This window comes from Pseudomonas sp. L5B5 (assembly GCF_020520285.1).
GTDB lineage: Bacteria > Pseudomonadota > Gammaproteobacteria > Pseudomonadales > Pseudomonadaceae > Aquipseudomonas.
This window is the reverse complement of the sequence record NZ_CP084742.1, coordinates 1,920,947-1,938,494: the sequence shown is the minus strand read 5'-3', so window position 1 is coordinate 1,938,494 and position 17,548 is coordinate 1,920,947. Positions and strand designations below refer to the sequence as shown.

Here is a 17,548-nt window from a genome sequence, read left to right as displayed (position 1 = left end):
CTTCATGGTCGTAACAACCATCACCTTGTCGAATGAGGATGGTTATGCAGACCTTCGGTGAGCGCTTGAAAGAGCAGCGCAAGGCACTGGGGCTTTCCCAGCAGGAATTCGGCGCCATCGGTGGCGTCGAGGCCAATGCCCAGGGCCGCTACGAGAGCGGCGAACGAGTCCCTAAATCGGATTACCTGATGGCGATCGGCCGTCATGGGGTGGACCTGACCTATCTATTGACCGGCGAGCGTTCACGTTTGCCCGAGGGCAGCCTGAGCCCCGATGAAAGCAGCATCATCCAGAACTATCGCCATCTGGGTGACGACGATCAGGAGGCCATTGCGCAATTGGCGTCATCCCTGGCCGAGTGCTGATCTGAGGTGCGGGAGGGTTTTTTCTTGCGCCTGGACGGCTTTTTTCCAGCGCCTGAGCGATACTCTCGCGTTTTAACGGACCAGGAGGCAGCATGCGGGTTTTGATGGCGGTAATGGTTGCGGCGCTGTTGGCCGGCTGTGCAAGTTCCACCATGGACGATGCCCGGGCAAGGGCTCCAAGCAAGATCCTGAGTTCAGCCAAGGCCGATCAATTGGTGGCGCAATGCGTGCAGTTCGCTTGGCAGGATGAGGCGGTGTTTGGCGTTGATGCAGCTGCTTATCTGGAGCCTGGCAAGAACGGCGGCTATACCGTGTATGCCCGTTCGGCCGAGTCCTTCGTGGATATCAAGGCCGAGGCGGCGGGGACCTCCGCCCTTTTCTATGCTGTCGAGGACAATTTCGTCTCCAAGCGCCGCCTCGCGGCATTGGCCACCTGCCTGTAGTTCTCTAAACACCACTTCAATCATTTTCCTGCAAACCCGGCCTTGGCCGGGTTTTGTTGTTTCTGGTGCATGGCACCAAGGCGTTAGTTTCAAGTTTTTATCTTGATAAATCCCTGGGAAAGCCATTTCTGCTCCAGAAAAGCGTGTAATACATTGACTCTTCAAATTGTCAGTGTGAATAACGAAGTCCAGCATTTAATGGGGTTTACGCTATTTTTCGCAAATTTATCCGGATGGTTAATTATTGGGGGCGTGAAAAAATTCGCTAAAAGTGCGCTAAGTTAAAGGTGCTCGCCAAGAGCAAGACTTAATTAATCAATGGAGTGAAAGAAATGAATAAGCCACAAACTCAACTTAAACATGGTCGTGTTGTTTCTCCATCCAGCCGCGGTTCGGTTGCCGTGGATCTGGGGCTGCTGGGCACCTGGCAGGTGAACGAAATGGAAGGAGGGAAGAACTTGCCAGCCTTGGGCGCCGGCCCGTTCCCAGCCCCCTACGGCAGTGACGAGCCGAGTGTCGCGCCACCTGCGGACGGTTATATCCTCAGCGGTGGCAAGACCGATGCGCGTGATTGCGTCAACTTCACCGACGAGGAAATGTCGAAGAAGCTCAATCGCCCATTCAGCTGGCCGCTGGTGAACGTGGAGCCTGGGCAAGTATTCCGGGTGCAGTGGGTATACAGCGCACCGCATGTCACTCGTGGTTATAGCTGGTTCATCACCAAAGATGGCTGGGACCCGAAACAGCGGATCAGTCGTGCGCAACTTGAGCCACAGGCTTTTTACCAGGATTTCTATACTCAAGTTCCATATCACGCACATGGTCAAGTATTGAAAGCCAAGACCGAACATGAAGTCGTGCTGCCCAAGAACAAGAAGGGGCGTCATGTTGTCGTGCTGGCCTGGATTGTTGCCAATACCGGTAACGCCTTTTATCAGGCCTTCGATCTGGACTTCAAGTAAGTTTCAGTGGGAAGTTTGTTTAATAGTTCTGAAGGATTAGAACATGGATAAAATCGATTTTTCGTCAATCAAGAGCCAAGCCGCCGATGCTGCATCCCTGATGCCCAGCATTGCCGGCAAGAAGATCCTCATGGGCTTCTGGCACAACTGGGCCGCCGGCGCTGCCGACGGTTACCAGCGCGGCCAGTTTGCCAACTTGAGCCTGCTGGATGTACCCAAGGAGTACAACGTGGTGGCGGTCGCCTTCATGAAGGGCAACGGCATTCCCACGTTCAAGCCCCATAACCTTACCGATGCCGAATTCCGGCGTCAGGTGGGCGTGCTCAACAGCCAGGGAAGGGCAGTACTGATCTCCCTGGGCGGTGCCGATGCACATATCGAGTTGCACAAGGGCAACGAACAGCCCTTGGCCAACGAGATCATTCGCTTGGTTGAAACTTACGGCTTCGATGGCCTGGACATCGACCTGGAGCAGAGCGCCATTGATTTCGCCGATAACAAGAGCGTGCTACCTGCAGCTTTGAAGCTGGTGAAGGACCATTACGCGGGCCAGGGCAAGCACTTCATCATCAGCATGGCGCCGGAGTTCCCGTACCTGACCAGCAATGGCAAGTATGTGGGCTACCTGCAGGCGCTGGAGGGCTACTACGACTTCGTCGCACCGCAGTACTACAACCAGGGTGGCGACGGGCTCTGGGTTTCGGAGGCCAATGGTGGTCAGGGGGCCTGGATCGCCCAGAACAACGACCAGATGAAGGAGGACTTCCTGTTCTACCTCACCGACAGCCTGGCTTCGGGAACCCGTGGCTTCACTCGAATCCCCGCAGACAAGCTGGCGATTGGCTTGCCGAGCAACGTCGACGCCGCGGCTACCGGTTATGTCATCGATCCAGCGGCGATGGCCAACGCCTTCAGGCGGTTGCAGAAGGCTGGCCACGCCATCAAGGGACTGATGACCTGGTCGGTGAACTGGGATGCCGGTATCAATCGGCAGGGGACGCACTACAACTGGGAGTTCTGCAACCGTTACGCGCCGCTGATCCATGGCGACGGTGGCGAGCCGGAGCGTCCGGGGGCCCCTGGCAACCTGGCAGTGGTGGGCAATGGTCGCAACAGTGTCAGCCTGAGCTGGAGCATCGCCAGCGGCGTGCGCCCGGTGGAGTTCTACACCTTGTATCGCGATGGTCGCGCAGTCGCCAAGACACCTGTTCCAGGCGTCGAGGACCAGGACCTGCAACCGGATACCCAGTACAGCTACTTCGTCACCGCTACTGATGCCCAGGGGCAGGAATCGCTGCCCAGTCGCAGCGTGACCACCAGGACCACCGGGGGCGCAGTGGACCCGGGGTTTCCGCAATGGCGCGTCGGCCAGCACTATCGCAAGGGCGACGGGGTGAGTTATGAGGGCAATCGCTACCTGTGCCTTCAGGAGCACACCTCCAACCCGGCGTGGACGCCTACGGCTGCGTTCACCCTGTGGAGCAAGGTACTGCTGGAACGCCATGCTTGAGCAGGGCAGGTCATTGCTGGACTGAATGGCCGCGCGACCCAGGTACGGATCTTCCGATCCGTGCCTGGGTCGTTTTTTTCGTTCAGGCCTGGAGCACCTCCTGGCCGCAGCAAATGCAGCCGTCATGAGCTATTAATTGAGTTGCCCGGACAGGTCGATCAATCAAGCGGAGGCGAGCGCGATGTTGATGCATTGGATGCTGGCGGCTGTACACCTGCTGGCTTTTGCCGGCGCTGTTGCGGCGGTGCTGGCGCGCGGTTCGGCCCTGGGGCGAATGGCTCGTGCCGAGGGCACCTGCCGGCTGGTGTTGCTGGCCGACACTGCCTGGGGGGTGGCGGCGTTGGTACTGCTGGTGACCGGCTTGATGCGGGCCTTTGGTGGCTACGGGAAAGGGACGGACTACTATCTGCAGCAGCCATTGTTCCATCTGAAAATGGCCTTGTTCATTGGCATTCTGCTGCTTGAACTGTTGCCCATGCTGAGCTTGATCCGCTGGCGTATCGCCCTGGGACGAGGGGCATTGCCCGACACTGGCCGGGCCCTGTTGTTCGCCCGCATCAGCCATGTTCAGGCCCTGTTGCTAGTGCTGTTGGTGGTGGCGGCCAGCGGCATGGCACGAGGAGTGTCGTTGGCGCACTTGTAGCCGGATCTTTGTAATCATTGGTAAGCGCAGCTGCATCTGCTTCGATGTGGGAGTAGTCTCGCGGCTCGATCAATGAGCAATGGATGCCCTCGATGTTTCAGATGAACACTCTGGTTCCGGAACTGCTGGTCACGAACCTGGAGCGCAGCCTGGCGTTCTATCGCGACACCCTGGGCTTCAAGTTGGAGTATCAGCGGCCGGAGGCCTACTTTGCCTTTCTGTCCTTCTACGGCAGCCAGCTGATGCTGGAGCAGGATGACCAGCAAGCGTCGGAGTGGCGTGTCGGGCCTCTGGAGGCGCCTTTCGGTCGGGGGATGAACCTGTCGATCGAGTGCCCGGACATCCACGGCCTGGCCGCGGCCCTGGTGGAGGCTGGCGTTCCCCTGCGCCGGGAGATCCAGGAGTGCTGGTACCGTCAGGATGAGCGGCTGTGTGGCCAGTTGAACCTGCTGGTGCTCGATCCGGACGGCTATCTGCTGCGCTTCAATCAGGCGCTGGGATTCAAGCCGGTCGATAGCTGAGTGGACCTCCAGAGGCGACGCCTGCAAAGCGGGGCGTCGCGTATCGAAAGTCGGTAGTGGAGTCGGTGGCCTGGGAGATAAGGGTCAATGGCGGGAGATAGTCTGGCGCCTGGGAGAGTGTTGTGCCTGCTGCCCGATCCGGGCATGCAGAGAGGTTGCGGGGGAAAGCTCAAGGCAAACAAGATGCATGCCGCGCCAGCCGTGGGGCGCAGGCAGAGGGCTGGTGCTCATGTGGCTCAAGGGGTTTCGTTTTTATCCGGTGCGGTGAGGCCTGCCTGGATGCGTTGATAGATTTCTTCACGGTGTACCGCAACGTCTTTTGGCGCGTTGATACCGATGCGGACCTGTTGGCCGCTGACGCCGAGGATGGTGATCGTAATGTCGTCACCGATGTTTATGCTTTCACCGACTTTGCGGGTGAGTATCAGCATGATCTTCTCCTTGATAGCTTGGTAGGGCACCAGATTGAAACAGTGCAGAGGTCGGTCTTAGGTATAGATTAGTGCGAAGTTCCACTCAGTGGGTGCCTCTTTCTGACGCGCAGAAGATCTATAAATTCCCAAGGCGCAACTATACAGAGGCAATAAAATTCATTCTTCCTGTTTCGGTTCGATTTTGTGACGAGGTCTCTCTTGCCTTGAGTGCTAAAATCGCCGCGTCAGATCTTCTAGGGGTAGGTTGTGCGCACAGTAGCGATGATAGTGACCATGTTGGCGGCCGTGGGATTGAGCGGTTGCGGCGAAGGCAAGCGGGTCGAGGTGGACAAGAAAGCTGCGGCGGCAGTGCAGGCCCAATTGGTGTCGGCACCCACTGCACCGCAATGGGATGTGCTGGTGGGCAGTGAATTGCCCCAGGCGGTAAGCGACCTCACCGGCTGGTTGATCGAGCACGGGATCATGTCCAGTGTGGCAATGATCGAAGGCAAGCAGCAGGTGCTGGTCGGGCCCTTCGCTACCCAGGCCGAGGCCGAGGCGAAGAAGTCCGAAGTGGTCGAGAAGCTGGTCAAGGCGAAAAAGCGCAATATCGATGTCACTGTGATCGAGCACCCGAACGCGCAGTAGTCCGGGTTTCATTTCCGGCAGATATCGCCCGCGTCCTGCGGGCGATCACAGGTCAGCCGCAAGCCTTGAGGTTGACCGTGCCGACGAATTCGTTACCACGCCCCATCACGCACGCTACGCTCTGATTGCGCTGGCGTTCCCAGCCTTGCACCGGGTAGGTCTTGTTCCAGGCCTCGAAGAGCTGTCGGTCCTGCTTGGACAGGCGTAGGCCGTACTGTTTGCTCATGTAGAAATAGGTGCGGGCGATCATGCCGCGAATCGATGGCCTGGGCATGACCTTCTTGGACTTGAAGTCCACCTGGGTCAGGCAGGAGCCATACTGTCCCGGCTGTTCCGGCAGCCAGCCGAAGCTGAAGTTGCTGCGGTCGCCATTCACTTCTCCGATGCTGGGTACCAGGTTGTGCAGGTCGGCCTCGGCCCGCTGGTAGGTCGTATCGTTGCGCGAGCAGTTCTTGCGCCCTCCCTGTTGCCAGCACTGGCGCTGATGACCGATCTGCCAGGCCGGCACGATATGTTCCCATTCGATGCGCTCGGCCCGCTTGGCGTTCTTGCGGGGTACGTAGCCGCAGGCAGCCAGGTTCACCCGATTGCCGTTGTACTTGCAGCCACAATAGAACTCGGTGGACTGGGGGGCATAGAGTTTCCAGGCGACCTTCTTGGCTTCGCTGAAGGTGCGAGGAGCGTCGGCCTGGGCGGTAAAGGAAAGGAGCAACAGCAGTACAGCGAAACAACGGACGCTCATCAGCTCAATCTTCCTTTGGCACAACCCAGAAAATCTGCACGCCACCGTCGTCGCGATAGGCGAGGGTGACGTTGTCGTTTTCGGCGATCTCCTCCAGCAGGCGCTCCCATTCGTCCTGGGGCTCATCGGCCAGGCGGAAGATCAAGGCGGCCTTGGCTTTCTGTGCGGTAGGGGAGTTGATGATTTTCTGGATGCGCACACCCAGGCGTTCGTAGGAGCTGAGGGGTGTTGGGGTTGAGGCCACGGAACAATCCTTATTAAGCTGTACGCACATACAGTATTTAACTGTAGGAGATTTCGCAACTGCTTAAAATTCAAGAAATTCCTCTGACAACGCATTGCGCGTTTGTCTCATTGCCATCGAAAATTTTTTAAGGCGAGGGATTCAGCGGAGTGGTGCAGGGGGAGAGAACCACTCGCCCGGTCGGGCGAGTGGTCGCAAGCGTGCTCGACCGGGGTGGTCGAGCAGCGGGAATCAGTATTCCCAGAACATGCGTTGCAGTTCCTTGCTGTCCTGGGTCTTGGTCAGGGCGACCATGGCCAGGATGCGGGCTTTTTGTGGGTTCAGGTCATGAGCCACGACCCAGTCGTTCTTGTCGTCAGGCTGCTCGGCGTTACGCAGTACGAAACCGCCGGCATTGACGTGGGAAGAGCGAATGATCTGCACGCCGTTCTTGCGCAGTTCCTGCAGGGCCGGTACCACGCGGGAAGATACCGAACCGTTGCCAGTGCCAGCGTGGATGATGGCTTTGGCGCCACTTTGAGCCAGGGCCTTGTAGGCGGTGTCGCTGACGTTGCCGTAACCGTAGGCGATTTCTACGTCAGGCAGGCTCTTGATGTTCTTGATATCGAATTCCGAATCCATGGTGTGGCGCTTGGCTGGCAGGCGGAACCAGTAGGATTTGCCTTCCACCACCATGCCCAGGGGACCCCATGGGCTCTTGAAGGCTTCGGTCTTGATGTTGATCATCTTGCTGACGTCGCGACCGGACTGGATCTCGTCGTTCATGGTCACCAGGACGCCTTTGCCCCGGGCGCTCTTGTTGCCTGCCACGGATACAGCGTTGTACAGGTTGAGCATGCCATCAGCCGACATGGCGGTGCCTGGGCGCATGGAGCCCACGACAACGATCGGCTTGTCGGTTTTTTCCACCAGGTTGAGGAAGTAGGCAGTCTCTTCCAGGGTGTCGGTACCGTGGGTGATGACGATGCCATCCACGTCCTTGCTGTCGGCCAGTTCGGCTACGCGGCGACCCAGTTGCAGCAGGTTTTCGTTGGTGATGCTTTCCGAGGCGATCTGCATGACCTGCTCGCCACGGACGTTGGCCACCTGGCTCAACTCGGGGATGCCGGCGATCAGTTGCTCGATACCGACCTTGGCGGCCTGGTAGGTGGCGCTGTTGGCAGCGCTGGCGCCCGCGCCGGCAATGGTGCCGCCGGTGGCGAGGATCACCACGTTGGAGAGTTTCTGTTGGGTTTCAGCTTCCTTGGCCTGCAGGGCAGGGGGCAGGAGCATGAGCAGGGCCAAAGCGCCCGGAACGAAGGTTTTGAAGGCAGATTTCATTGTTTTCTCTCTAGTAGTGAGACGGTGCTGGTGCAGGTTCATCTAGAAACACCTCGACTGCAGATCTGTATGCGGCGGGGCATCGCGGGTTGAGCAGGATCTGTACCAGCGTCACCTTGGCCGGATAATTATTTTAAGTTACTGATTTATATCAATTTTATTTCAGTTTTTGGCACCTTCCGAACAGCATCTGTCCGGGTTGCCGAACGTTTCATGGCTTGGCGTTCGGTAATCCGAAAGATGCGAGCGCCAGTTCCGGGCCGATTGCTTGCCCCGTCAATTAAAGATTGTTCTGACACGGTCGATGATTCTTTTAGGATTTTTTTAACCAGGAGTTCATATGTCGCTATCAGTCGGATTTCCAGGGCCGGGAGCCATTCTGATCAATGGCAAGTCGCCCGCGACCGTCAATGCTTTGAGCAATGCTGTGGCCGAGGATGCCCAGGCAGCGCCAGGTGCCGAAGACTCGGGGAGTCTGCGGGTCGGTTCCGCCAAGCAGGCGGAAAAAAAGGAGGCTGGCGATGCCGCTGGCGAGAGCGATAACCACAGCCTTGTCGTCAAGATGCTGCTCAAGCGCATGAAGGAATTGCAGGAGCAGCTCCAACAGCAGCAGCAACAGTTGGCCGCCGCCCAGGCCGCCAGCTATCCCACGCCCGAAGCCAAGCAGACCGTGGTCATGGCCATCCAGGGGCAGGTCGCCCAAACCAACGCTGCGTTGTCTGAAGTATCGGGCAACCTGGTGCGGGAGCTGGCCAAGGAGTCGGATTCTTCTGGCAAGCTGGTGAATACCTCCGCTTGATCCAGGCCCGCCCGGCGCAGTGCGCCGTGCGGGTTGCCTTTCCCGATCGTCGGCCCGCTCGTGCGCCGAGGGCGTTTCCCCCCTTTCTGATCCACGTTGACAAACTCTGGCCGGGTTCGCATAGTTCGTTCTGCGCAAACGTTTGCGTGGCCGGCGGACAACGATAATCTTCTATCTTTTCCGCACGCCACCAGGTCCTCGCCGGCACCCGGCGGCGCGGCCCGCCTGTCGGGCGGACGTTGCCCACAATAATCATAAGATCGGAGTGAATTCATGAAGCTGCCCTTTGCTGGACGTCTCCTCGCTGCCGCTGTCCTGGCTGCCACTTGCGCAGCGCTGCCCCTCTCTTCGGCCTATGCCGATACCCCACAGAAACCCAAGGTCGCCCTGGTCATGAAATCCTTGGCCAACGAGTTCTTCCTGACCATGGAAGACGGCGCCAAGGCCTACCAAAAAGAGCACTCGGCGGATTTCGACCTGGTGTCCAACGGCATCAAGGATGAAACCGATACGGCCAACCAGATCCGCATCGTCGAGCAGATGATCGTTTCCAAGGTCAATGTGCTGGTGATCGCCCCTGCTGATTCCAAGGCCATGGTGCCGGTGATCAAGAAGGCGGTGGATGCCGGGATTACCGTGATCAACATCGACAACCAGCTCGATCCTGATGTGCTCAAGAGCAAGAACATCAGCGTACCCTTCGTAGGGCCCGACAACCGCAAGGGCGCTCGCCTGGTGGGCGAGTACCTGGCCAAGCAGCTCAAGGCCGGTGACGAAGTGGGGATCATCGAAGGAGTGTCCACTACCACCAATGCCCAGCAGCGCACCGCCGGTTTCAAGGACGCCATGGACGCCGCGCAGATCAAGGTGGTTGCCCTGCAGTCCGGCGACTGGGAAATCAATGCCGGCAACCGTGTGGCCTCGGCAATGCTCAGCGAGTACCCGAACCTCAAGGCATTGCTGGCGGGCAATGACAGCATGGCCGTGGGGGCTGTTTCTGCGGTGCGCGCCGCAGGCAAGGCCGGCAAGGTGCAGGTGGTCGGCTACGACAATATCAATGCCATCAAGCCGATGCTCAAGGACGGTCGGGTCCTGGCTACCGCTGACCAGTTCGCGGCGAAACAGGCTGTGTTCGGTATCGAGGCGGCGCTGAAGATCCTCAAGGGCGAGAAGGTCGATAGCGGTGTCAATGGCGTGATCGAGACTCCGGTCGAGCTGGTCACCAAGTAGTCCTCCCGGCGTTACAACGGTGCCCATCCGAGCGGATGGGCACATGGAGAGTCTTTATGTCTGTTTGCGCTGCGAACGCTGTCCTCTCGGTCAGTGGTATCGGCAAGACCTACGCTCAACCTGTATTGGCCGGCATCGACTTGACGCTGCAGCGCGGCGAGGTGCTGGCACTGACCGGTGAGAACGGCGCCGGCAAGAGTACCTTGTCGAAAATCATTGGTGGCCTGGTCAGTCCCACCACCGGCCATATGCGTTTCAATGGCCAGGACTATCGTCCGGGCAGTCGTACCCAGGCCGAGGAGCTGGGCATCCGCATGGTCATGCAGGAACTCAACCTGCTGCCGACCCTGTCGGTGGCCGAGAACCTGTTCCTCCACAACCTGCCCAGCCAGGGTGGCTGGATCAGCCGCAAGCAGCTGCGCAAGGCGGCCATCGAGGCCATGGCCCAGGTCGGCCTGGACGCCATCGATCCCGATACCCTGGTGGGCGAGCTGGGGATCGGTCACCAGCAGATGGTAGAGATCGCCCGCAACCTGATTGGCGACTGCCATGTGCTGATTCTCGATGAGCCGACCGCGATGCTCACCTCTCGCGAGGTGGAGATGCTCTTCGAGCAGATCACCCGGCTGCAGGCTCGTGGTGTGTCGATCATCTACATTTCCCATCGTCTGGAAGAGTTGGCTCGGGTAGCCCAGCGCATTGCGGTGCTGCGCGATGGCTGCCTGGTCTGTGTCGAGCCGATGGCCGATTACAACAGCGAGCAGCTGGTAAACCTGATGGTGGGGCGCGAGCTGGGCGAACATATCGACCTGGGCGAGCGCAACATTGGCGCGCCCGCGCTGACCGTCAGCCATCTCAGCCGTTCGGACAAGGTCCGCGATGTGTCCTTCGAGGTGCGCAGTGGCGAGATTTTCGGGATCTCCGGCCTGATCGGGGCCGGGCGCACCGAGTTGCTGCGCCTGATCTTCGGCGCCGATATCGCCGACAGCGGCAGCATTGCCCTGGGCACCCCGGCGCGCCCGGTGAGCATTCGCTCGCCGGTGGACGCGGTGGCCAATGGCATCGCCCTGATCACCGAGGACCGCAAGGGTGAAGGTTTGCTGTTGACCCAATCCATCAGCGCGAACATCGCCCTGGGCAACATGCCGGCGATATCCAGCAGCGGCCTGGTCAACTCCCGGGATGAGGAGCAACTGGCCCGGCGGCAGATCGCCGCCATGCGTATCCGCAGTTCCAGTCCGGCACAGCTGGTGTCCGAACTGTCTGGCGGCAACCAGCAGAAGGTGGTGATCGGCCGCTGGCTGGAGCGCGATTGTTCGGTGCTGTTGTTCGATGAGCCGACCCGGGGCATCGATGTCGGCGCCAAGTTCGATATCTACGGCTTGCTGGGCGAGTTGACGCGCCAGGGCAAGGCGCTGGTGGTGGTGTCCAGTGACCTGCGGGAGTTGATGCTGATCTGCGATCGTATCGGCGTGCTCTCGGCCGGGCGTCTGATCGATACCTTCGAACGGGACAGCTGGACCCAGGACGAACTGCTGGCCGCCGCGTTCGCCGGCTATAAAAAACGAGATGCGCTGCTCAACGAAGCGGCGCCTAGGAATGCATCATGAAAACGGCACCTGCAAGCAGCAAGCGAGGCGGTCACTACTACGGCCTGGGCACTTACCTGGGGTTGGCAGGAGCACTGCTGGGCATGATTGTCCTGTTTTCCGTGCTCAGCAGCCATTTCCTGTCCTACGACACCTTCAGCACCCTGGCCAACCAGATTCCGGACCTGATGGTGCTGGCAGTGGGCATGACCTTTGTCCTGATCATCGGAGGCATCGACCTGTCCGTGGGCTCGGTGCTGGCCCTGGCGGCGTCCACCGTCAGTGTGGCGATCCTCGGCTGGGGCTGGAGCGTGGTGCCCGCCGCATTGCTGGGCATGGCCTGCGCCGCATTGGCTGGAACCATCACCGGGTCGATCACCGTGGCCTGGCGGATCCCATCGTTCATCGTGTCCCTGGGCGTGCTGGAGATGGCCCGGGGTGTGGCCTACCAGATGACCGGTTCACGCACGGCGTATATCGGTGACTCCTTTGCCTGGCTGTCGAATCCGATTGCCTTTGGCATTTCGCCGTCGTTTATCATTGCCCTGCTGATCATCTTCCTGGCCCAGGCAGTGCTGACCCGCACCGTGTTCGGTCGCTACCTGATCGGCATCGGTACCAACGAAGAGGCGGTTCGCCTGGCGGGGATCAATCCCAAGCCTTACAAGATCCTGGTATTCAGCCTGATGGGGTTGCTGGCGGGCGTTGCAGCGTTGTTTCAGATTTCCCGCCTGGAGGCGGCAGACCCGAACGCGGGCTCCGGCCTGGAGCTGCAGGTCATCGCTGCGGTGGTGATCGGTGGCACCAGCCTGATGGGTGGACGCGGCTCGGTGATCAGTACCTTCTTCGGCGTCTTGATTATTTCCGTGCTGGCTGCAGGTCTTGCGCAAATCGGCGCAACCGAACCGACCAAGCGCATCATCACCGGCGCAGTCATCGTGATTGCCGTGGTGCTTGATACCTATCGCAGCCAGCGCGCCAACCGGCGGGTTTGATTCATGGCAACCATCAAGGATGTGGCGGCACTGGCGGGGATTTCCTACACCACAGTGTCCCACGTACTGAACAAGACACGGCCGGTCAGCGAAGAGGTGCGACTCAAGGTCGAGGCGGCGATCGAGCGCCTGGACTATGTGCCCAGCGCAGTGGCCCGTTCGCTCAAGGCCAAGACCACGGCCACCATCGGTTTGCTGGTACCCAACAGCCTCAATCCGTATTTCGCCGAGCTGGCACGAGGCATCGAGGATTACTGCGAACGCAATGGCTACTGCGTGATCCTCTGCAACTCCGATGATGATCCAGACAAGCAGCGCAATTACCTGCGGGTGCTGCTGGAAAAACGCATCGACGGGCTCATCGTCACCTCTGTCGGTGGCGACAGCGGCCTGGCCCAGGGGCTGGTCGGGGTGCGTACGCCGATGGTGATCGTCGACCGTGGCCTGGAAGGCGTGGATGCCGATCTGGTACGCATCGACCACCAGTACGGCGCTTACCTGGCGACCCGGCACCTGCTGGAGCTTGGGCATCGCGACATCGCCTGCGTGGGCGGGCCGGCCAATACCAGTGTGACGCAGATGCGCCTGGCAGGCTTTCACCAGGCGCTGCGCGAGGCGGGAGTCGAGGTGCCGGCGCAACGTATCCTGGAAAGCGATTTCAGCAGCACCGGCGGCTACCTGGCTGCGGCGCAGCTGCTGGACGCAGACCGGCCCAGCGCCATCTTCGCCACCAACGACATGATGGGTATCGGCGTCTTGCGCGCTGCAGCGGAGCGCAACATCCGGGTGCCCGACGAGCTTTCCGTGATCGGTTTCGACGACATCCTGATGAGCCGTTATGTCTATCCGGCGTTGACCACTGTCGGCCAGTCGATCCTGCAGTTGGGGGAAACCGCGGCGGAGCTGTTGTTGCGCCGTATCTGCGTGCGGGACCTGCCGCTGGACCAGCGCATCGTCACGCCGAGTATCGTCTTGCGGGAGTCGACCGCGCCCTGTGTTGGCGCGTTTGCGCAATGCCGCTGAACCTTATTGATTGAGTATCGATGCATGTCAGCAAAAGTAGTGGTGGTGGGGAGTCTCAACATGGACCTGGTGACCCGGGCCGAGCGCCTGCCTCGTGGTGGCGAGACACTGGCGGGGAAATCCTTTGCCACGGTCTCCGGTGGCAAGGGGGCCAACCAGGCGGTGGCTGCGGCCAGGCTGGGGGCCCAGGTGTCCATGGTCGGGTGTGTCGGTGACGATGCCTACGGCGGGCAATTGCGTGATGCCTTGCTTGTCGAGGGTATCGATTGCCAGGCCGTGAGTGTGGTCGAGGGTTCCAGTGGTGTGGCGCTGATCGTGGTGGATGACAGCAGCCAGAATGCCATCGTCATCGTTGCTGGCGGCAACGGCCAGCTCAGCCCCGAGAAGGTCGCGGCCGTGGATGCGGTACTGCAGCAGGCCGATGTGATCATCTGCCAGCTCGAGGTACCGCTGGCGACGGTGGGGCATGCCCTCAAGCGTGGGCGTGAGCTGGGCAAGACGGTGATTCTCAACCCGGCGCCGGCCAGCGCACCCTTGCCTGAGCAATGGTATGCCTCGATCGACTACCTGATTCCCAATGAGAGCGAAGCCTGTGCACTCAGTGGCGTAGTGGTGGATTCGCTGGAGAGTGCCGAACAGGCTGCCAGTCGTTTGCTGGCTGCCGGTGCCGGCAAGGTCATCATTACTCTCGGGGCGCAGGGTTCGCTGTTCGCCGATGGCAGTCGCGTCGAGCATTTCCCGGCGCCCAAGGTCCAGGCCATCGATACCACTGCGGCGGGAGATACCTTCGTGGGCGGTTTCGCCGCGGCGCTGGCTGCCGGCAAGAGCGAGGCCGATGCGATCCGCTTCGGCCAGGTCGCGGCGGCCTTGTCGGTGACCCGCGCCGGAGCCCAGCCTTCGATTCCTACACTCTGCGACGTACAGGCGTTTATTCCCTCATGAAAAAGACACCCTTGCTCAATATTGCGCTGTCGCGCCTCATCGCCTCCCTGGGGCACGGCGACATCGTGGTGATCGGCGACGCCGGCCTGCCTGTGCCGCCCGGCGTCGAGTTGATCGATCTGGCGCTGACCCACGGTGTTCCCGATTTTCTCGGCACCCTCAAGGTGCTGCTCAGCGAGATGCAAGTGGAGCGTCATGTGCTGGCCGAGGAAATCCTGCTCAAGCGGCCAGCGCCGTTGCCTGCGCTGGAAGCGCTTGCCGACGCTGGCGAGCTGGGCCAGCGCCAGCTCCTGAGCCATGAAGCGTTCAAGGTGCTCAGCCGCCAGGCCCGTGCGGTGGTTCGCACCGGTGAGTGCCAGCCTTACTGCAACATCGCTCTGATCGCCGGGGTGACTTTCTAGGTCGCCATCCGGTTTCCCCTACCTTGCACAAGGAGTGCGCTATGCGCCGCTATGCTCAGCTGTTCCACCACTGGTTCCGGAGTCTACTGCTCTTGTCTCTGCTCACTGCTTCCGGCGCTCAGGCGGCGGAAAAGATCGACCTGATCATCGATACCGACCCGGGGGCCGACGATGTGGTGGCCCTGTTGTTCGCCCTGGCATCGCCCGAGGAACTGCAGGTCCGCGCCTTGACCACCGTGGCCGGCAATGTGCGCCTGGACAAGACCTCGCGCAATGCCCGTCTGGCACGTGAATGGGCCGGGCGCGACGAGGTGCCGGTGTATGCCGGTGCTCCGGCGCCTTTGCTGCGCACGCCGATCTATGCCGAGAACATTCATGGCAAGGAGGGAATTTCCGGGGTGACGGTACATGAACCCAAGGCACCCTTGGCCAAGGGCAGTGCGGTCAACTACCTGATCGACACGTTGCGGGCAGCCAAGCCGCACAGCATCACCATCGCCATGCTCGGCCCGCAGACCAACCTGGCGCTGGCGCTGATCCAGGCTCCCGACATTACCCAGGGCATCAAGGAAGTGGTGGTCATGGGGGGTGCGCACTTCAACGGCGGCAATATCACGCCGGTAGCGGAGTTCAACTTGTATGCCGACCCCCAGGCTGCCGAAGTGGTGCTCAAGAGTGGCGTCAAGCTGACTTATCTGCCTCTGGACGTGACCCACAAGATCCTGACCAGTGATGCGCGCCTGCAGAAGATTGCGGCGCTGCACAACAACGCCAGCAAGGTGGTGGGCGATATTCTCAACGAATACGTCAAGGGCGACATGGAGCACTACGGTATTCCGGGTGGTCCGGTCCACGATGCAACGGTGATCGCCTACCTGCTCAAGCCTAATCTGTTCACCGGGCGCCAGGCCAACATGGTTGTCGATAGTCGTGAGGGGCCTACCTTCGGCCAGACCATCGTGGACTGGTATGACGGCCTGAAGCAGCCGAAGAATGTGTTCTGGGTCGAGAATGGCAATGCTGATGGGTTCTTCGACCTGCTCACCGAGCGCCTGGCTCGCCTCAAGTAAGTGTCATCCCCGCAGGTGCCTGCCTGCGGGGTCTACTCCGGGCGGTTGATCAGGTATTTTTCGAATACCTGGTCGATGAATGCCCGTGCCGATTCTGGCCCCAGTTCCCGGGTCAGCAGGTCCACGCTGATGATCGCCAGTTCTTCGGGGCTTCCCGGGCTGTAGGAGCACTGGCCATGGAGCCATTTGGCTTTGATGTCTGCGTCGATGTTGACGGTCGTCATGGAGGTCTCGCAGGGTCGATGGGGCAGGGGGTTGCAAGGCCGCAGAGTTAAGCATGTTGCCCGGGCTTTCGCACTGCGACTTAGGCATCAGGCGAAGCCTGTGCGACACTGCGATTTTTTCGCGCTCAAGGAAGCCTGCGTGCAAATCGACCTGAACCAGCCTGATGCCTTGACGCCGCAAGCAGTACGTCAATTGTTGGCCTCGGCCAGCGACAAGGTGCATACCCAGTTGCGTGTGAGCAAGAGCGGTATTGCCTATATCTCTTCGGGGATCGTGGGCGGAGCCCAGATCGATGACGTGCTGTTTCGCCTGGAGACCTGGGCCGCCGGCTCCGGTTATGTGGGGCAGGTGGCGGCCAGCGATGACGGCTGGGTGATGCAGGTCTTCAATGCGCTCAAGCAGAACTGGCCGAAACCGGCATTCGACTATATCGACATCTACTGAGCGTCGTTCATATCCGGTGACGATTGTCTCGTGAACCACTGTGCCGGGTGGGGCAGACTTGTCCGCCCCGAGCGATAGGGCAAAATGCCATTTCGTTTTGAAACCAAAAGCCAGATCGGCTGTCGCACGATCTCTGTCTACTTTTGAAAAGGAGGCTTCATGCCTTGGAAGTTCGCTTCATTCGCAACCTTGTTGGCCGCAGCAGTCCTGAGTGGTTGCAGCACTGCCGGATCGACAAAGGACCCCGTGGCTTCTGCCGAACCCGGGCACACTCGTTGTGAAGCAACCGCTGCCGAATTCGCCATCGGCAAGAAGGCCTCTGCAGAGCTGCTCGAACAAGCCCGTACCAAGGCTGGTGCGCAGTACGCGCGTTTCCTCAAGCCCAACGACATGATCACGCTGGAGTATCGCTCCGATCGCCTGAACCTCAATACCGACGCTGGCCTGGTGGTTACCCGGGTCAACTGCGGCTGAGGCGACCTGTTTTACTCGCCCACAAAAAACCCCGTCACATGGACGGGGTTTTTTTAGCTCGCTGAGAAATTACTCAGGGCGAACTTGTGCAGCTTGCATACCCTTTTGGCCTTTCTCAGCCACGAAGGAAACGGTTTGGCCTTCTTTCAGGCTTTTGAAACCGTCGCTTTCAATAGCTTTGAAGTGTACGAACAGGTCGTCACCGCCACCTTGAGGAGTGATGAAGCCGAAGCCTTTTTCATCGTTGAACCATTTTACGGTGCCGGTTTGGCGATTAGACATGGTGTATCTCCAAGAAACATATATTTTCAGTAGTGCTGTGTTGCTCAGGCCAACTGGGCACACCGGGCTATCATAGTCGAAATGTTCGGCTTGGGAGCCCCCTGTAGCCACTGTTTGCCAGGTTCATCTGTGACTTTTTCCACCTGGATCAGCTGGAAGCCCCGGTTTAAGGGGGTTTTAGGGCAAAAGAGCCGGTGATAAAAAAACCGTAAAAGCTGCATCAATTGTGCAGAAAGAGCCGTTTGAGGCTGTCAGGCAAGCGT

General features: G+C 59.8%; 23 protein-coding genes. 17 read left to right on the top strand and 6 right to left on the bottom strand.

What is annotated here, in order from left to right:
- Nucleotides 1–44: 44 nt before the first annotated feature.
- The 6 genes from LGQ10_RS08685 to LGQ10_RS08660 all read left to right on the top strand — a co-directional run bounded on the left by LGQ10_RS08685 (nt 45) and on the right by LGQ10_RS08660 (nt 4,444).
- On the top strand, nt 45–365 hold the full coding sequence (locus LGQ10_RS08685; protein ID WP_058435704.1) for a helix-turn-helix domain-containing protein: 321 nt from the start codon (nt 45–47) through the stop codon (nt 363–365).
- Nucleotides 366–457: 92 nt separating this feature from the next.
- On the top strand, nt 458–808 hold the full coding sequence (locus LGQ10_RS08680; RefSeq protein ID WP_226525306.1) for a hypothetical protein: 351 nt from the start codon (nt 458–460) through the stop codon (nt 806–808).
- A gap of 332 nt (nt 809–1,140) precedes the next feature.
- Nucleotides 1,141–1,770, top strand: a complete 630-nt coding sequence (locus LGQ10_RS08675; RefSeq protein WP_058435706.1) for a lytic polysaccharide monooxygenase auxiliary activity family 9 protein — start codon at nt 1,141–1,143, stop codon at nt 1,768–1,770.
- Between the two features lie 43 nt (nt 1,771–1,813).
- Entirely contained in the window at nt 1,814–3,280 is a 1,467-nt protein-coding gene (locus LGQ10_RS08670) for a carbohydrate-binding protein (RefSeq protein ID WP_058435707.1), read from the top strand.
- A 181-nt stretch (nt 3,281–3,461) separates the two neighbouring features.
- Nucleotides 3,462–3,923 (top strand): DUF2214 family protein, encoded by a 462-nt coding sequence (locus LGQ10_RS08665; RefSeq protein WP_226525305.1) that lies wholly within the window; start codon nt 3,462–3,464, stop codon nt 3,921–3,923.
- Between the two features lie 92 nt (nt 3,924–4,015).
- Nucleotides 4,016–4,444 carry a bleomycin resistance protein gene (locus LGQ10_RS08660; protein ID WP_226526117.1) on the top strand — a complete coding sequence of 143 codons (429 nt, stop codon included), beginning with the start codon at nt 4,016–4,018 and terminating at the stop codon, nt 4,442–4,444.
- A 236-nt stretch (nt 4,445–4,680) separates the two neighbouring features.
- Here the strand turns inward: LGQ10_RS08660 and csrA are convergent, their stop codons facing one another.
- Nucleotides 4,681–4,875: a carbon storage regulator CsrA gene (gene csrA, locus LGQ10_RS08655; RefSeq protein ID WP_058435709.1), complete on the bottom strand. Its 195-nt coding sequence runs from the start codon at nt 4,873–4,875 to the stop codon at nt 4,681–4,683.
- A gap of 276 nt (nt 4,876–5,151) precedes the next feature.
- Between csrA and LGQ10_RS08650 the strand changes: the two genes are divergently transcribed.
- The gene (locus tag LGQ10_RS08650) at nt 5,152–5,505 is read left to right on the top strand and encodes a hypothetical protein (protein WP_058435710.1); all 354 of its coding nucleotides are present in this window, start codon (nt 5,152–5,154) and stop codon (nt 5,503–5,505) included.
- 52 nt (nt 5,506–5,557) lie between these two features.
- Here the strand turns inward: LGQ10_RS08650 and LGQ10_RS08645 are convergent, their stop codons facing one another.
- The 3 genes from LGQ10_RS08645 to LGQ10_RS08635 form a co-directional block, all read right to left on the bottom strand.
- The gene (locus tag LGQ10_RS08645) at nt 5,558–6,247 is read right to left on the bottom strand and encodes an endonuclease (RefSeq protein ID WP_226525304.1); all 690 of its coding nucleotides are present in this window, start codon (nt 6,245–6,247) and stop codon (nt 5,558–5,560) included.
- A gap of 4 nt (nt 6,248–6,251) precedes the next feature.
- Nucleotides 6,252–6,521: a DUF1654 domain-containing protein gene (locus LGQ10_RS08640; RefSeq protein WP_058437873.1), complete on the bottom strand. Its 270-nt coding sequence runs from the start codon at nt 6,519–6,521 to the stop codon at nt 6,252–6,254.
- A 201-nt stretch (nt 6,522–6,722) separates the two neighbouring features.
- A complete protein-coding gene (locus LGQ10_RS08635) occupies nt 6,723–7,811 on the bottom strand; it encodes an asparaginase (protein WP_058437875.1) in 1,089 nt (362 codons plus the stop codon).
- 340 nt (nt 7,812–8,151) lie between these two features.
- Between LGQ10_RS08635 and LGQ10_RS08630 the strand changes: the two genes are divergently transcribed.
- The 8 genes from LGQ10_RS08630 (at nt 8,152) to LGQ10_RS08595 (ending at nt 15,860) form a co-directional block, all read left to right on the top strand.
- The gene (locus LGQ10_RS08630; RefSeq protein ID WP_226525303.1) at nt 8,152–8,610 is read left to right on the top strand and encodes a hypothetical protein; all 459 of its coding nucleotides are present in this window, start codon (nt 8,152–8,154) and stop codon (nt 8,608–8,610) included.
- A gap of 273 nt (nt 8,611–8,883) precedes the next feature.
- A complete protein-coding gene (locus tag LGQ10_RS08625; protein WP_226525302.1) occupies nt 8,884–9,840 on the top strand; it encodes a sugar ABC transporter substrate-binding protein in 957 nt (318 codons plus the stop codon).
- Between the two features lie 56 nt (nt 9,841–9,896).
- Entirely contained in the window at nt 9,897–11,450 is a 1,554-nt protein-coding gene (locus LGQ10_RS08620; RefSeq protein ID WP_226525301.1) for a sugar ABC transporter ATP-binding protein, read from the top strand.
- Complete coding sequence (locus LGQ10_RS08615; protein ID WP_226525300.1) at nt 11,447–12,424, top strand: ABC transporter permease; 978 nt, start codon at nt 11,447–11,449, stop codon at nt 12,422–12,424. Before LGQ10_RS08620 ends, LGQ10_RS08615 begins: the two co-directional genes overlap by 4 nt.
- Nucleotides 12,425–12,427: 3 nt before the next feature.
- Nucleotides 12,428–13,447 carry a LacI family DNA-binding transcriptional regulator gene (locus LGQ10_RS08610; RefSeq protein WP_226525299.1) on the top strand — a complete coding sequence of 340 codons (1,020 nt, stop codon included), beginning with the start codon at nt 12,428–12,430 and terminating at the stop codon, nt 13,445–13,447.
- A 24-nt stretch (nt 13,448–13,471) separates the two neighbouring features.
- On the top strand, nt 13,472–14,389 hold the full coding sequence (gene rbsK / locus LGQ10_RS08605; protein ID WP_226525298.1) for a ribokinase: 918 nt from the start codon (nt 13,472–13,474) through the stop codon (nt 14,387–14,389).
- Nucleotides 14,386–14,790 (top strand): D-ribose pyranase, encoded by a 405-nt coding sequence (gene rbsD / locus LGQ10_RS08600; RefSeq protein ID WP_058433677.1) that lies wholly within the window; start codon nt 14,386–14,388, stop codon nt 14,788–14,790. The genes rbsK and rbsD overlap by 4 nt, the downstream gene beginning before the upstream one ends.
- 41 nt (nt 14,791–14,831) lie before the next feature.
- The gene (locus LGQ10_RS08595; protein WP_226525297.1) at nt 14,832–15,860 is read left to right on the top strand and encodes a nucleoside hydrolase; all 1,029 of its coding nucleotides are present in this window, start codon (nt 14,832–14,834) and stop codon (nt 15,858–15,860) included.
- Nucleotides 15,861–15,892: 32 nt separating this feature from the next.
- Here LGQ10_RS08595 and LGQ10_RS08590 read toward each other — a convergent pair whose 3' ends face one another.
- Nucleotides 15,893–16,084 (bottom strand): hypothetical protein, encoded by a 192-nt coding sequence (locus LGQ10_RS08590; protein WP_058433675.1) that lies wholly within the window; start codon nt 16,082–16,084, stop codon nt 15,893–15,895.
- A gap of 139 nt (nt 16,085–16,223) precedes the next feature.
- Between LGQ10_RS08590 and LGQ10_RS08585 the strand changes: the two genes are divergently transcribed.
- Both LGQ10_RS08585 and LGQ10_RS08580 read left to right on the top strand, forming a co-directional pair.
- Nucleotides 16,224–16,529 carry a hypothetical protein gene (locus LGQ10_RS08585; protein ID WP_058433674.1) on the top strand — a complete coding sequence of 102 codons (306 nt, stop codon included), beginning with the start codon at nt 16,224–16,226 and terminating at the stop codon, nt 16,527–16,529.
- Between the two features lie 159 nt (nt 16,530–16,688).
- Nucleotides 16,689–17,003 (top strand): I78 family peptidase inhibitor, encoded by a 315-nt coding sequence (locus LGQ10_RS08580; protein WP_058433673.1) that lies wholly within the window; start codon nt 16,689–16,691, stop codon nt 17,001–17,003.
- A gap of 69 nt (nt 17,004–17,072) precedes the next feature.
- Here the strand turns inward: LGQ10_RS08580 and LGQ10_RS08575 are convergent, their stop codons facing one another.
- On the bottom strand, nt 17,073–17,285 hold the full coding sequence (locus LGQ10_RS08575) for a cold-shock protein (RefSeq protein ID WP_003179963.1): 213 nt from the start codon (nt 17,283–17,285) through the stop codon (nt 17,073–17,075).
- Nucleotides 17,286–17,548 lie beyond the last annotated feature (263 nt).